At 35.9% G+C, this 15,303-nt stretch carries 14 protein-coding genes; 4 read left to right on the forward strand and 10 right to left on the reverse strand.

What is annotated here, in order from left to right:
* Positions 1-306: 306 nt before the first annotated feature.
* Positions 307-1,131: a glutamate racemase gene (gene murI, locus ACYH9I_RS06715; RefSeq protein WP_483559826.1), complete on the reverse strand. Its 825-nt coding sequence runs from the start codon at positions 1,129-1,131 to the stop codon at positions 307-309.
* Between the two features lie 218 nt (positions 1,132-1,349).
* Between murI and metK the strand changes: the two genes are divergently transcribed.
* The 4 genes from metK to ACYH9I_RS06735 all read left to right on the forward strand — a co-directional run bounded on the left by metK (position 1,350) and on the right by ACYH9I_RS06735 (position 4,456).
* Positions 1,350-2,501, forward strand: coding sequence for a methionine adenosyltransferase (gene metK, locus ACYH9I_RS06720; protein WP_483559828.1), 1,152 nt, complete (start codon positions 1,350-1,352; stop codon positions 2,499-2,501).
* The gene (locus tag ACYH9I_RS06725) at positions 2,485-2,988 is read left to right on the forward strand and encodes a SprT family zinc-dependent metalloprotease (RefSeq protein ID WP_483559830.1); all 504 of its coding nucleotides are present in this window, start codon (positions 2,485-2,487) and stop codon (positions 2,986-2,988) included. Before metK ends, ACYH9I_RS06725 begins: the two co-directional genes overlap by 17 nt.
* Before the next feature lie 200 nt (positions 2,989-3,188).
* Positions 3,189-3,614, forward strand: a complete 426-nt coding sequence (locus ACYH9I_RS06730) for a hypothetical protein (protein WP_483559831.1) — start codon at positions 3,189-3,191, stop codon at positions 3,612-3,614.
* Positions 3,614-4,456 (forward strand): 23S rRNA (adenine(2030)-N(6))-methyltransferase RlmJ, encoded by an 843-nt coding sequence (locus tag ACYH9I_RS06735; RefSeq protein ID WP_483559832.1) that lies wholly within the window; start codon positions 3,614-3,616, stop codon positions 4,454-4,456. The genes ACYH9I_RS06730 and ACYH9I_RS06735 overlap by 1 nt, the downstream gene beginning before the upstream one ends.
* Before the next feature lie 57 nt (positions 4,457-4,513).
* Here ACYH9I_RS06735 and ACYH9I_RS06740 read toward each other — a convergent pair whose 3' ends face one another.
* The 9 genes from ACYH9I_RS06740 to plsX all read right to left on the reverse strand — a co-directional run bounded on the left by ACYH9I_RS06740 (position 4,514) and on the right by plsX (position 15,286).
* Positions 4,514-4,882: a diacylglycerol kinase gene (locus ACYH9I_RS06740; protein WP_483559834.1), complete on the reverse strand. Its 369-nt coding sequence runs from the start codon at positions 4,880-4,882 to the stop codon at positions 4,514-4,516.
* A gap of 21 nt (positions 4,883-4,903) precedes the next feature.
* On the reverse strand, positions 4,904-5,863 hold the full coding sequence (gene accA, locus ACYH9I_RS06745) for an acetyl-CoA carboxylase carboxyl transferase subunit alpha (RefSeq protein ID WP_483559835.1): 960 nt from the start codon (positions 5,861-5,863) through the stop codon (positions 4,904-4,906).
* Between the two features lie 238 nt (positions 5,864-6,101).
* Complete coding sequence (dnaE, locus tag ACYH9I_RS06750) at positions 6,102-9,581, reverse strand: DNA polymerase III subunit alpha (RefSeq protein ID WP_483559837.1); 3,480 nt, start codon at positions 9,579-9,581, stop codon at positions 6,102-6,104.
* Between the two features lie 188 nt (positions 9,582-9,769).
* Positions 9,770-11,014 carry a beta-ketoacyl-ACP synthase II gene (gene fabF / locus ACYH9I_RS06755; RefSeq protein WP_483559839.1) on the reverse strand — a complete coding sequence of 415 codons (1,245 nt, stop codon included), beginning with the start codon at positions 11,012-11,014 and terminating at the stop codon, positions 9,770-9,772.
* 160 nt (positions 11,015-11,174) lie between these two features.
* Positions 11,175-11,408 (reverse strand): acyl carrier protein, encoded by a 234-nt coding sequence (gene acpP, locus ACYH9I_RS06760; protein ID WP_034910452.1) that lies wholly within the window; start codon positions 11,406-11,408, stop codon positions 11,175-11,177.
* A 150-nt stretch (positions 11,409-11,558) separates the two neighbouring features.
* Positions 11,559-12,293, reverse strand: coding sequence for a 3-oxoacyl-ACP reductase FabG (gene fabG, locus ACYH9I_RS06765; protein ID WP_483559842.1), 735 nt, complete (start codon positions 12,291-12,293; stop codon positions 11,559-11,561).
* A gap of 16 nt (positions 12,294-12,309) precedes the next feature.
* Positions 12,310-13,245, reverse strand: a complete 936-nt coding sequence (fabD, locus tag ACYH9I_RS06770) for an ACP S-malonyltransferase (protein ID WP_483559844.1) — start codon at positions 13,243-13,245, stop codon at positions 12,310-12,312.
* Positions 13,246-13,281: 36 nt separating this feature from the next.
* Positions 13,282-14,235: a beta-ketoacyl-ACP synthase III gene (locus ACYH9I_RS06775; protein WP_483559846.1), complete on the reverse strand. Its 954-nt coding sequence runs from the start codon at positions 14,233-14,235 to the stop codon at positions 13,282-13,284.
* A 4-nt stretch (positions 14,236-14,239) separates the two neighbouring features.
* On the reverse strand, positions 14,240-15,286 hold the full coding sequence (gene plsX, locus ACYH9I_RS06780; RefSeq protein ID WP_483559848.1) for a phosphate acyltransferase PlsX: 1,047 nt from the start codon (positions 15,284-15,286) through the stop codon (positions 14,240-14,242).
* Between the last annotated feature and the right edge of the window lie 17 nt (positions 15,287-15,303).

Here is a 15,303-nt window from a genome sequence, read left to right on the forward strand (position 1 = left end):
AAGTCCGTAGACTTTTCATTCTTCGTCTCGCAAGTGCCCACACAGATTGTCTGTTTCTTCTTTTTAAAGAGCTGACAGCTTTTATATTAACCAAACATTTTACCGCTTTAGTTTGCTGTCTCAAGGGCTGCGTATACTACGCTACACTTTTTTATTCGTCAAGATCTTTTTTCAATTTTTCGATCTTATTTTTAACTCACTCACCGTCTGCTTCTCGCTGACTGCGAGTCAGTGGATGCGCATTATAGGGACTTCTTTTTTTTTAGCAAGCAAAAAAGATTAAATAATTATTCGTTAGCATAATATTCAAACACTACAAACTTTAATAGCATGATATTTATTAAGATTATAATCAGATAATTTTTTAATCAACTTTTCTACAGACTGATTATAGTTAGTACTCAGTACAATATTTTCAGATACATATAAATGTTTTTGATTCAGATCGTATTTATCATTTAACAAATTATAAACCCTTGTTGCAATCGCATAACCTGAATCTATAAGGGTAGCTTGGGGAAAAACCATCTGTAATTCTTTTTTAATAAAAGGATAATGCGTACAACCAAGCACTATTGTATCGGGGATGAGCGGTAATCTAAGCCAAGGTTGCATTAATTCTTTTAGCTGTTGCATATCTACACTAATACCTTGTAATTTATTTTCTGCTATAAGTGCTAATTCTGAAAGACCTAACAGCTTAACAATGCAGTGTTCGGCAAACTGCTGGATTAAATCTGTTATATAAGTTCTTTCTATTGTAGCTTTGGTTGCTAATAACCCTATACATTTATTTTTAGTAAGCAAACTCGCTGGTTTAATCGCAGGCACAACACCAATAATAGGAAAAGAAAATTTAGAACGCAAGCTAGGCAAACAGATGGTACTAGCAGTATTACAGGCAATAACCGCTAAATCAATTGAGTAAAATTGAGTAACAGCATCAATAACCGAATCTACTCTATTAATTAAAAATTCTGAAGATTTATCCCCATAAGGAAACATTTCATTATCGAATGCATAAATATAGTGTAGATTAGGTATTTTATTATAGATTTCATTATAAACAGATAAACCACCGATACCTGAATCAAATACTAACACTGAAGGAGATTGTTTTACGATGCTCATTTTTAGCTATAGGTTATTAAATAATAAATTAGGAATGCGCAATATCGTAAATTGATTAAAAATTAAAGCAAGTAATTTTACCCAAGCGAATATTGCATTTTGTTCGATAAATTATAGGCTAGACGTCTAGATGGTAAAACTGCTAAAATGAATACATATATTAAAACTGAATATTATATTTCAAGCATAATACAAGAATTAAATTAAGAAGGTATTACATGTCAGAATTTCTATTTACTTCAGAATCTGTTTCTGAAGGTCACCCAGATAAAATCGCCGATCAAATATCTGATGCTGTGCTTGATGCTATTTTAAAACAAGATCCAAAAGCACGAGTCGCATGTGAAACTTATGTAAAAACAGGTATGGCTTTAGTTGGTGGTGAAATCACAACTTCAGCTTGGGTAGATATTGAGGAATTAACAAGAAAAACCATTAATGATATTGGTTATACCAGTTCAGAAATGGGATTTGATGCAAATTCATGTGCGGTGCTTAATGCTATTGGTAAGCAATCTCCTGACATTAATCAAGGTGTCGATCGAAAAGATCCACTAGAACAAGGTGCGGGCGATCAAGGTATAATGTTTGGTTATGCGACCAATGAAATGCCAAACTTTATGCCTGCAGCCATAAGTTATGCGCATGATTTAATGCGTCGCCAAGCAGAAGTCAGAAAAAATGGTACACTTCCTTGGTTAAGACCCGATGCAAAAAGCCAAGTCACATTAATTTACCAAGACGGTCAAATAAAAGGGGTTGATACTATCGTTTTATCTACTCAGCATTCAGAAGCTATTGACCAAAAAGCATTACATGAAGCTGTTATGGAAGAAATCATTAAACCTACATTACCAACCGAATGGTTAACGTCAAGAACTAAATACTTTATTAATCCAACTGGACGCTTTGTTATTGGTGGTCCTATGGGAGATTGTGGGTTAACTGGCCGCAAAATTATTGTAGATACTTATGGCGGAGCCGCGCGTCATGGAGGTGGAGCTTTTTCAGGAAAAGATCCATCAAAAGTTGACCGTTCAGCAGCTTATGCTGCACGCTATGTAGCTAAAAATATTGTCGCAGCTGGACTTGCTGACAGATGTGAATTACAGATATCTTATGCAATTGGTATTGCCAATCCTACATCAATTTATGTTAATACTTTTGGCACTGAAAAAATCGATCACCATAAAATTGTTGCACTTATCAAAGAATTTTTTGATTTAAGACCTTATGGATTGATTCAGATGCTTGACCTTATTCAGCCAATTTACCAACAAACTGCAAGTTACGGTCATTTTGGGCGAGATATCTTCCCTTGGGAAAAAACCGATAAAGCAGCACTACTTCGCGATGCAGCAGGACTATAAACGCATACCAATTTATTTACATAATCAGGTAATGGCTTGTTTAAGAACCCACTTAATACAAGCCAATCAGCTTCTCCATACTCAATATCAAGAACCTAAAATTGTCTATAAGCCCAAAGGTAGCATTGCAGGTAGTGCCTTTTTAATACGTTGGGAAATTCAACTTAATTCAATTATGTTACTAGAAAATGGTATGCATTTTATTGAGGAAGTGGTACCTCATGAATTAGCACATCTAATTGTTTTTAAAGAATTTGGAAAAGTAAAGCCACATGGTAAACAATGGCAATATATTATGTCAGAAATATTAGGCAAAATTCCAACGACCACTCATCGTTTTACAGTACAACGCAATACTTATTTATACTACTGCAAGTGTCAACAACATCACCTAACATCGATAAGACATAATAAAATTCAAAATAATAAAACTAGTTATTTATGTCGTAAATGCGGTACTATACTCAAACTTAAACGCGCTAATTAATATTAAGATATTGTATGTGTAAATTAGATTTTCATTTTTACAAAAGTTCCTTATCGATTATTATTCTTGGTATTACTCTTTATATTATAGGTAATTTTTTTATACCTTTATATAATGGACTTACTGTCACACTTATTGAACATGTCCAATCACTCTTTTTGTTATTTATGTGCTGCTATACTTACTGCTATGCAAAAAAAATGGCTGAACATTCAAATTTATATAAATTTTGGATTTGGACAATATTTTGGTGGTTGATGCTTTTTGGTCGAGGAATTAGTTGGGGGCGAGACTTTTTTCCTGAAGTACCGCGTTTTTATTACAAAATTATTGCTAGTTTTTTAATAGCACTTCCAATACTCAGTATATTTTTACCTATAATTCGCCAAGAAATTGTTCGTCGCTATAAATTTGAAAAAATTCCAGTTTGGCATATATTTTTAGCTTTTTTATTCTTGGGTATAGCTGATATTGCAGAACACCGCCGCATTGGCCATGAATTATTAGTTATAACAAGGGATCGAAAAGATTTAATAGAAGAATTAATGGAAATCCCCTGCCTTCTTTGTTTAGCCTTAACGACCTTTTATATGCAAAAAAATGAACAAAAGAAGGAGAATTTATAATGTTAAGCTATCGTCATAGTTATCATGCTGGTAATCATGCGGATGTATTAAAACATATTGTTTTAACATTCTGTATTGAATCATTAAAAGAAAAAGAAAAACCTTTTTTATATTTAGATACACACTCAGGCGCAGGTCGATACCTATTAAAAAGTGAACATGCTGCAAAAACAGGTGAATATTTATCAGGAATTAATTTGATTTGGCAACAATCAAATATCCCTGAATTGCTAAATACCTATATATCGGTACTAAGACGATATAATTCTTTTGATGAATTAAAATATTATCCGGGCTCACCATTAATTGCTAAGCAATTATTACGTGAGCAAGACAAGCTCAATCTTACCGAATTACATTCAACCGATTATCCTTTATTAAGGCAAGAATTTAATAAAGATAAACGAACAAGAGTATTACGTGAAGATGGTTTTTCTCAATTAAAATCGAAGTTACCGCCAGATTCACGCCGTGGGATAATATTGATCGATCCTTCCTATGAAATAAAGGACGATTATCAAACAATTCCTACAGCACTGTTTGAAGCCTATAAGCGTTTTGCAACTGGTGTCTATTTAATTTGGTATCCTGTTGTGTCTCGCAGCCAAACACAAAAAATGATTGATGGCATTGTGAATTTAGGTATTAAACGAATTTCACAGTTCGAACTAGCAATAAAACCAGATAATAATCAAAAAGGCATGACCGCATCAGGAATGATAGTAATTAACCCACCATGGAAATTACATGAACAAATGAGTATAGTTATGCCATGGTTAAAAACAACGTTAGATAGTGAAAAAACTGGAAATTTTATTATTAAAGAACTCGTTTCTGAATAATTTTTATTGGTTATCTATTGTCAAAAATTTTCAAAAACGTCTAAGTTTAATTAAAAATCATGAGAAAAAGTGACAAGAAAATAGATAGATCCACAAGGTAACAGTCAATAATAAAGACAAAAATACAGCAGCTGAACCATAATCCTTCGCTCGGCCAGATAGCTCATGTCTTTCATGGCCGATACGATCAACAACACACTCAATTGCACTATTAATTAACTCGGTAATCATTACAACACCGATCGAACCAAGTAATAAAATACGCTCATAAATGGAAAAATCAACCAGCATTACAATGATATATGCCACAACCAATACAATTAACTCTTGACGAAATGCAGCTTCATGTTTGATCGCTGATTTTAAGCCTTTTAAAGAGTATTTTGTCGCATTAAAGATACGAAGTAATCCTGTCGATTTTTTCATTATAATGTTCCAGATTTAAAACTACCTTACATAACCATAGTTCATCAAACGTTGAAATCGTCTTTCTAGTAATACAGATAAATCCATACTTTCAAGTTCATCAAGATCACTAAGTAGCTGGGTTTTGAGTGAAACAGATATAGCCGTATAATCTCTGTGAGCTCCACCAAGTGGCTCTGGCACGATTGAATCAATCAGATTTAACTTTAATAAATTATCTGCTGTCATATTCATGGCTTCAGCAGCAACAGGGGCTTTGTCAGCACTTTTCCACAAAATAGAAGCACAACCTTCTGGTGAGATGACTGAATAAGTACTATATTGAAGCATGTTTACTTTATCTGCTACGCCAATCGCTAGTGCTCCCCCAGATCCACCTTCACCAATAACTGTACAAATGGTAGGCACTTTAAGGCGTGACATTTCTCTTAAGTTACGTGCAATAGCTTCTGCTTGACCCCGTTCTTCAGCACCAATACCAGGATACGCCCCAGGAGTATCAATAAAAGTGATAATTGGTAATTTAAAACGTTCGGCTAATTGCATTAATCGTAAAGCTTTACGATAACCCTCTGGGGCTGGCATACCAAAGTTTCGATAAATCTTCTGTTTAGTTTCACGACCTTTTTGATGACCAATAACTACCACTGTCCGCCCATCAATACGTGCAATGCCACCAACAATTGCTTTATCATCAGCATAAGCCCTATCACCGGCTAATTCATCAAAATCAGTAAAAATTTCTTTTATATAATTCAATGTATAAGGACGATTTGGATGTCTAGCTAGTTGTGCAATTTCCCAAGGGGTTAAATTAGCAAATATTTTTTTTGTTAATTCACGACTTTTTTTATGTAATTGCTTAATCTCTTTATCTAAATTAATATCTAATTCAACTTGTTGTGAATCAATATTCTTTAAGGAATTAATTTTTGCTTCTAATTCCGCGATCGGCTTTTCAAATTCCAAAAAATTGTTCATAACGTTTGTAATTGCCTCTTAATTCATTCGGTACTTTAAAAAATACACTATTCAATAGTATACTGACTAATTCTGAAGATAAAATTAAATCAATTCTACTATGTAATACGCATTGAAGTCACCTATATTTATATTAATAGGCTTCAACTTTTCCAAAATTTAGCTACATAAACCTAATAGAAGCAGTTTTTATTCACCAACGTTAATAATTAAACTGCTATTCATAAGTTGATTTAAATTATTCAAAATCAAATTCAATACGGTCAATACCAAGTAATGTCTTTAATTCAACAATCAAAGCATCTTCAGGAATTATCCTCCATGTTGTGCCAAATTGAATCCTTACAACTAAATCATCACGATGATAATATAAGTTAACTGGCACACTGCCATGCCGATAAGGTTCAAATAATTGTTGTAAATGCTGCAATATTGCTTGATTTGTTTCGCTTTCAGTTAAAGTAATCGACAATCCTTTTACATATTTAGCTCGAGCATCTTTTAGATCAACAATATCACGCACTGAGATTTTAAAACCACCATTAAAATCATCATTACTAACTTGACCTGTAACAATTAAAATCTTATCTTTTACAAGTAAATGCCCGAAATTGTCTAAAGACTCCGCAAAAAGCATACCGTCAATACGACCAGAACGATCATCCAAGGTGAACAAACCGATTTTTTTACCTTTTTTAGTAATGCGAACCCGAGCATCAGTAACAATACCAGCAAAAGTCACCGTCTTACCCCAACCTGTTGGAGAAGCTTCACTAATTCTCAGCCCACCTGTATAACGATTTAATTCTTTCAAATATTGTGTTACTGGATGCCCCGTTAAATAAAGTCCTAACGCTTCACGTTCTCCATCAAGCAAAACTTGATCAGGTAATTCAGGAACTGCAGCATAAGCATGCTCAACTTGTTCAGGTTCTTCCGCCAAAACACCAAACATATCTTCTTGACCAATATCTTGCGCTTTAGCATATTGATCTGCCGCTTGCATTGCATCATTAATGCTATGCAATATAGCCGCTCGATGAGGTCCTAATTTATCAAAAGCTCCTGCCATAGTGAGTTTTTCAAGTACTCGGCGATTGATCTTCTTCATATCTGTTCGAGCACAGAGTTCGAAAATATTTTTGAAATATCCCCCACTGTTACGTGCTTCAACAATTGCCTCAATAGGCCCTTCACCGACACCTTTTATAGCCCCAATACCGTAAACAATCTCACCTTTATCATTTACATGAAAGTGATACAGGCCACTATTGATATCAGGAGGATTGACTTTTAACCCCATCCGCAAACATTCATCAACCAAACCAACAATTTTATCGGTATTATCCATATCGGCAGTCATAACCGCAGCCATAAATTCGGCAGGATAGTGAGTTTTTAACCATAAAGTTTGGTAAGAAACAAGCGCATAAGCTGCCGAGTGAGATTTATTAAAACCATATCCAGCAAATTTTTCAACCAAATCAAATATTCGCATCGACAGCTCACCATCAATGCCCTGTTTTTCAGCACCTTCTTTAAAAATAGAACGTTGCTTTGCCATTTCTTCGGGTTTTTTCTTACCCATGGCTCGGCGCAATAAATCAGCGCCGCCCAATGTATAACCCGAAAGAGTCTGTGCGATTTGCATAACTTGTTCTTGATATAAAATAATACCATACGTTGGTTCTAAAATAGGTTTTAATGATTCGTGTTGATACTTAATATCAGGATAAGAAACCTCTTCTCGTCCATGTTTTCGGTCAATAAAGTTGTCGACCATGCCTGATTGTAGGGGACCTGGACGAAATAATGCAACTAAAGCGATCATATCCTCAAAACAGTCGGGCTTTAAACGTCTTATTAAATCTTTCATGCCACGGGATTCAAGTTGGAACACCGCTGTAGTTTCAGCTTTTAATAATAATTCGAAAGATTTTTCATCATCTAAAGGAATTCGAGTAATATCGACTTTTTCTTTACCCTCTCGCAGCTGACGTTCATTAATCATTTTGATTGCCCAATCAATAATAGTTAATGTCCGTAAGCCTAGAAAGTCAAATTTCACAAGGCCTGCATATTCAACATCATTTTTATCAAATTGAGTAACCGGATGATGGCCTTCTGGATCACAATAAATTGGGGAAAAATCAGTAATCTTAGTTGGTGAGATCACAACACCACCGGCATGTTTACCGGCATTTCGGGTTACGCCTTCCAATTGCCGAGCGATGTCAATTAATGACTTAACTTCTTCATTATTATCATATAGCTCTTGTAACTGAGGTTCAATTTCAAAAGCCTTGGCTAGTGTCATACCTGGATCTAAAGGTATCAATTTTGAAATACGATCGACAAACCCATAAGGATGCCCAAGTACTCTTCCAACATCTCGGATTACCGCTTTAGCTGCCATGGTACCAAAGGTTATAATTTGAGAAACCGCATCTCGTCCATACATATCAGAGACATGATCAATAACCAGATCGCGTTTTTCCATACAGAAATCAACATCAAAGTCTGGCATTGAAACACGTTCTGGATTTAAAAAACGTTCAAAAAGTAAATCAAACTCAAGTGGATCCAAATCGGTAATTTTCAAAGCATACGCAACTAGCGAGCCAGCACCAGATCCTCGCCCAGGTCCGACTGGAATATCATTATCTTTTGACCATTGTATAAACTCCATAACAATCAGAAAGTAACCAGGAAAACCCATTTGGTTAATTACTGTTAATTCGGTTTCTAAGCGCTCGTCATATTCTGGTCGTCTTTGCTTTCTAATTGCTGGATCAGGAAATAAAAACGCTAGCCTTTCTTCTAATCCTTCACGTGATTTATGTACTAAAAAGTCTTCAGTAGACATATCGCCAGTTGGAAATTTAGGTAAAAAATATTCGCCTAATCGGATCGAAACATTACAGCGTTTAGCTATTTCAACACTATTTTCCAACGCTTCTGGAATATCAGAAAATAGTTCGCACATTTCCTGTTCTGAGCGTAGATATTGCTCTGCCGAATAATTTTTAGGTCTGGAAGGATCTTCTAGCGTATTGCCATCATGAATAGCGACACGAATCTCGTGAGCATCAAAATCAGAAGATTTCAAAAATCGAACATCATTAGTTGCAACAACGGGTAACGAATATTGTTCAGCCAAATTCACAGCTCGATGAATAAATAGTTCTTCATTGGCTCGTTTAGTACGTACTAATTCAAAATAAAAATGCTCACTAAAATTTTCAAGATAAAAATTAATAGCATTATCAACGATAATTTGATTATTACGAACAATACCGATCCCAATATCACTTTCTCGACCTGCTAATACAATTAATCCGGTTCGATGTTCAATTAGCCAGTCATCATCAACAACAGGCAAATCACCGATATATCCTCGCTGATAAGCTTTAGAAATCAATAAAGTAAGATTCTGATATCCTTGATTGTTAGCCGCTAAAATAGTTAAACGATAAATATCATCAGGCATTTGAGAACTTTTGATAGCAAGATCTGCACCAATGATCGGTTTAATACCTTTTGACATTGCTGAACCATAAAACTTAACCAATCCACAAAGATTAGTAAAATCAGTGATCGCAAAAGCAGGCATCTGTAACTTGCTCACTTCATTTACTAGTGTACCAACTTTCGCAATTCCATCAACCATTGAGAAATCACTATGCAAATGAAGATGAATAAATTTAGGTTCCGCCATAATTACCAGAAATGAAGCTATAGAGTTATTGTGAGATTATAACACAAGCAAGATGAATATTCTTATTCTCTTTAATTGTTGGTTCGAACTGAAAAAAATAAAGGTCATTTTCATTATAAGATTTATAAGTGAAAAACCATTTATTAAAGATATTCCGCCAATAGATATTATCGGCGGATAATGAGAAATTAGATTTTCTTAAATAACACTGAACCATTGGTTCCACCGAAACCAAAAGAATTACAAAGTGCATATTCTAAATTTTTAACTTGACGTGCTGTATGCGGAATATAATCAAGATCACAACCCTCATCAGGATTATCAAGGTTAATTGTTGGTGGCACAGCTTGATCACGCAGCGCAAGTACAGTGAAAATAGATTCAACCGCTCCAGCAGCACCTAGTAAATGTCCAATCATTGATTTAGTTGAACTAACCATAACTTTGTTGGCATTTTCTTTGAAAATACTTTTTACTGCTTCAGTTTCAGCTTTATCGCCAGCAGGTGTCGATGTACCATGGGCATTGATATAACCCACTTGCTCAGGCATAATTCCTGCATCGCGAATTGCACATTTCATTGCTAATGCGGCACCACTACCGTTTTCAGGTGGAGAAGTCATATGATAAGCATCGCCACTCATACCAAACCCAACCAGTTCAGCGTAAATTTTAGCACCGCGTTTTTTTGCATGCTCATACTCTTCCAAGAACATAATTCCAGCACCATCACCAAGCACAAAACCATCACGATCTCTGTCCCATGGACGACTGGCACCTTTAGGATTATCATTATTGGTCGATAATGCACGAGCAGCACCAAAACCACCAATGCCAAGTGGAGTACTTGCTTTTTCCCCTCCACCAGCTAACATTGCATCTGCATCACCATATGCAATCATACGTGCAGCATGACCAATATTGTGCACACCAGAAGAACATGCTGTTGCGATAGTAATGCTTGGACCTTTTAATCCATAAATAATGGATAGATGACCAGCAATCATATTAACAATTGTTGATGGTACAAAAAAAGGACTGATTTTACGCGGTCCACCATTGACTAATGCACTATGGTTTTCTTCAATCAACCCAAGTCCACCAATACCTGAACCTATCGCACAACCAATTCGTTCTGCGTTTTCTTCGGTGATCTCAATGCCAGCATCTTGCATTGCTTGCATACCTGCAGCAATACCGTATTGGATAAAATAATCCATTTTACGCGCATCTTTACGTGAAATATTATAATCTTCGCCATTAAAGTTTTTAACCATTGCGGCGAAGCGCGTTGCGAAAGGGGCAGTATCAAAGTGTTCTATGAGCTCGACACCACTTTGACCTGCTAAAAGTGCTTGCCAAGTGGACTCAACTGTATTACCTACTGGAGATATCATGCCCATTCCGGTGACAACAACTCTGCGTTTAGACACATTGTCCTCCAGAAAAGGATTGAAATGAAATTTGAATCATTGAAAATTTTATTTTAAATTTTCTACCAATTTATACCAAATTTTCTCTAATTAAAGAATTAAAGATACTGATACAAACTAGGCGATCATTTGACCGCCTATGGTGAAAACTCTGCTAACCTTATTGATTCGCAGTAATATAATCAATTGCTGATTGAACAGTTGTGATTTTTTCAGCTTCTTCATCAGGAATTTCAGTATCAAATTCTTCTTCTAAAGCCATAACTAATTCAACTGTATCAAGAGAGTCAGCGCCAAGATCTTCAATGAAAGAAGATTCGTTTTTAACTTCTTCCTCTTTTACACCAAGTTGCTCAACAATAATTTTCTTAACTCGCTCTTCAATAGTGCTCATACTCTTTTTTTTCCTATAAAAATCGCCGAAAGTGGCGGTGAATGTAAGTTTATAAAATGTTGAAAAAGATGCCAATCATTTTCCAACCCAACTGCTTATTTTTTGTTCAAATCATTAAAACGTTGCTTTATTTTACACTATTCTACTCAATTACACCATATACATGCCGCCATTGACATGTAAAGTTTCACCAGTAATGTAAGATGCTTCATCAGAAACCAAAAAGGCAACTGCATTGGCAATTTCTGCAGGCTCTCCTAAACGTCCTGCAGGAACTTGTGCCAATGTTAAGGCTTTTTGTTCCTCGGTTAATGCATCAGTCATATCAGTTGCAATAAAACCAGGTGCAACAACATTAACCGTAATACCACGAGATGCAACTTCGCGAGCTAACGATTTACTAAAACCAATTAATCCTGCTTTCGCAGCCGCATAGTTAGCTTGGCCGGCATTCCCCATTGTACCAACTACTGAGCCAATAGTAACAATTCTGCCATAGCGTTTTTTCATCATTGTGCGCATTAATGCTTTAGATAAACGGAAAACAGACGTTAGATTAGTATCTAAAATATCTTGCCACTCATCTTCTTTCATTCGCATTAGCAAATTATCTCGGGTAATACCTGCATTATTAACAAGAATATCAATATCACCAAATTCCATTTTAATTGTATTAATCACAGATTCGATTGATTCTTCATTGGTCACATTTAAGGCTAAACCTTTACCATTTGAGCCTAAATAGTGGCTAATAGCCTCAGCGCCTTTTTCTGTTGTTGCGGTACCAATAACAGTTGCACCACAAGAAACAAGCTTTTCAGCAATAGCTTTACCGATACCACGACTTGCACCTGTAACTAAAGCAATTTTTCCTGATAGATTCATAACTACCTCTTTATTTTTACTTTGTATTTTCTAATGCCGCTTCTAATGATGCTTTATCATTAACCGCAATACCAGAAAGTGTATCAACAATACGTTTAGTTAATCCTGTTAATACTTTACCAGGCCCTATTTCAACTAAAAGTTTTACATCTTGTTTTGCCATATTTTCTACAGTTTCAGTCCAACGTACCGGGCTATAAAGTTGAGCAATTAATGCCGATTTAATTTTTTCTGCAGATGTTTCAACTTTTACATCAACATTATTGATAACCGCAAACTTTGGTGCACTAAATTCAATATTATTTAATGCAATGGCTAATTTATCTGCAGCAGGTTTCATTAATGCACAATGGGAAGGTACACTAACAGCAAGAGGTAATGCTCGCTTTGCGCCAGCTTCTTTACATAATACACCTGCACGTTCAACTGCGTCTTTATTACCTGCAATAACGACTTGTCCAGGCGAATTAAAATTCACTGGTGCAACAACTTGACCTTGAGCAGCTTGCTCACATGCATTGCGAATTGAATCATTATCAAGTCCAATTATTGCATACATAGCTCCAGTACCGCTTGGTACTGCTTCTTGCATTAATTTACCACGTAACTCAACTAATTTAATAGCATCTTTAAAATCAATCACACCAGCACAAACTAACGCAGAATACTCACCTAAACTATGCCCGGCCATAAAATCAGGTTGAGCACCATTAACACTTTGCCACACTCTAAATATTGCAACAGATGAAGCAAGCAATGCAGGTTGTGTTTGCCAAGTTTTATTTAATTCTTCTGTAGGACCTTCTTGTACTAAATCCCACAAATTGTAACCAAGTACTCCAGAAGCTTCATCAAATGTTGATTTCACAATCGGAAAATCACCAGCAAGATCTTTTAACATACCGACTACTTGTGAGCCTTGTCCTGGAAATACCATTGCAAATTTGGTCATTATTTAAATCCTTGATCATTAAAAATACATCGTAAACTAAAATCTAACTAGCGCAGATCCCCAAACAAACCCACCACCAAAGGCCTCTAATAAAATTAGATGACCTCGTTGAATTCGCCCATCTCGCACACCAGTATCTAAAGCACAAGGCACAGAAGCGGCAGAAGTATTCCCCTGCTTATCTAATGTGACAATCACTTTACTCATATCCATATCTAAACGTTTAGCAGTTGCGGAAATAATTCTTAAATTAGCTTGATGTGGTACAAGCCAATCTAGATCTGCTTTGTTAAACGCATGTTCAGTTAAAAGCTCATCAACCAAATTGGAAAGCTCTTTAACTGCAATCTTAAATACTTCATTACCATGCATAGTCATATAAACAGGATCATGCATATCTCGACGATCAACATACGGATATTTTAATAAATCACCATAACGACCATCAGCATGAAGGTGTGAAGCAATAATACCCGGCTCTTCTGATGCCCCAACAACAACCGCTCCAGCACCATCTCCAAAAATGATAATGGTACCTCGATCACTTGGATCTACGCCACGAGTTAACATGTCTGAACCAACAACTAAGGCATATTTAATTACGCCACTTTTAATATATTTATCGGCAATATCAAGCGCATACACAAATCCCGAGCAAGCGGCGGATACATCAAACGCAACAACATCACCAATACCTAATTTGGCTTGTAATTCTGTAGCTGAACTTGGAAATGCATTGACCGAAGTCGCCGTTGCAACAATGATCATACCGATTTCTTCTTTATCGATATTGGCCATTTCAATTGCATTTATAGCAGCGTCATAAGCCATACTTGTTACTGTTTCATTTGGCTCTGCAATCCTTCTTTCTTTAATACCAGTACGTGTTGTGATCCATTCATCACTGGTATCGACCATTTTTTCAAGATCTGCATTAGTTCTTATCTGTTTTGGAAGATAACTCCCTGTTCCTAATATCTTTGTATACATCTAATTATTCGCTCTTGGGTAGTGCGGAAGAAAGGCTCGTCGCAATCTTCTCAGGTATATTTGTTTGTATAGCCAAAATAGCTTGTTCAATTGCTGCAAAAAATGATTTTTGGTTGGCACTACCATGACTTTTAATCACAATACTTTTCAGCCCAAGCAAACAAGCACCATTATATCGTCCAGGATCTAAATAACCAAAGTTTTTTGATATCTTCCTTTGTAACCATTTACTTAATAGCTTCATTAATAATGAATTATGGCCAAGAGACGACTTAAATGAAGACATAAAAATTTTAACTAAGCCTTCTACTGTTTTTAACGTCACATTACCAACAAAACCATCACAGACTAACACATCAGTTTTACCTGTAAGAAGTTCATTACCTTCTAAATAGCCGATGTAATTAATTTGATTGTTTGATTTTAAAATAGAAGCAGCCGCACGTATTTTATCCAACCCTTTAATGTCTTCTTCACCAATGTTGAGTAATGCAACCCGAGGATGTTCAATTTTAAGCACAGTCTTAGCTAAAATTTGCCCCATTATTGCAAATTGCACAAGCATATCACTATCGCATTCAGCATTAGCCCCTAAATCTAGTACAACTGTACTTTGATGATTTAAAGCTGGAATAGTAGCAACTAAAGCAGGGCGATCAATACCCGTTAAAGAGTGCAATAAGAGTTTAGATAGCCCCATCAGAGCACCAGTATTACCCGCACTCACGCAAGCTTGAACATTGTTATCTTTAACCAGCTCAAGAGCTATCCTCATTGACGATCCTTGACTATGACGAATCGCATAAGAAGGCTGCATATCATTAGTAATAACGGTCTTTGATTCGGTCAATATCAACCGGCCTTCTTCTTGATATCGAGAAACAAGTTTCGAATTTTCTTTTGACAAAAAAAGACCAATTTCTGTTGGTTCTCCCACCAGAAAAACAGAAAGGTTTGGATAACAATTTAGTGCTTGTATTGCAGCAGGAACAACAACACGAGGACCGAAGTCCCCGCTCATAGCATCTAACGCAATGGTTAGATTATCCAAAATGTCACCTGAGGATT

This window comes from Gilliamella sp. X-23 (genome assembly GCF_057063545.1).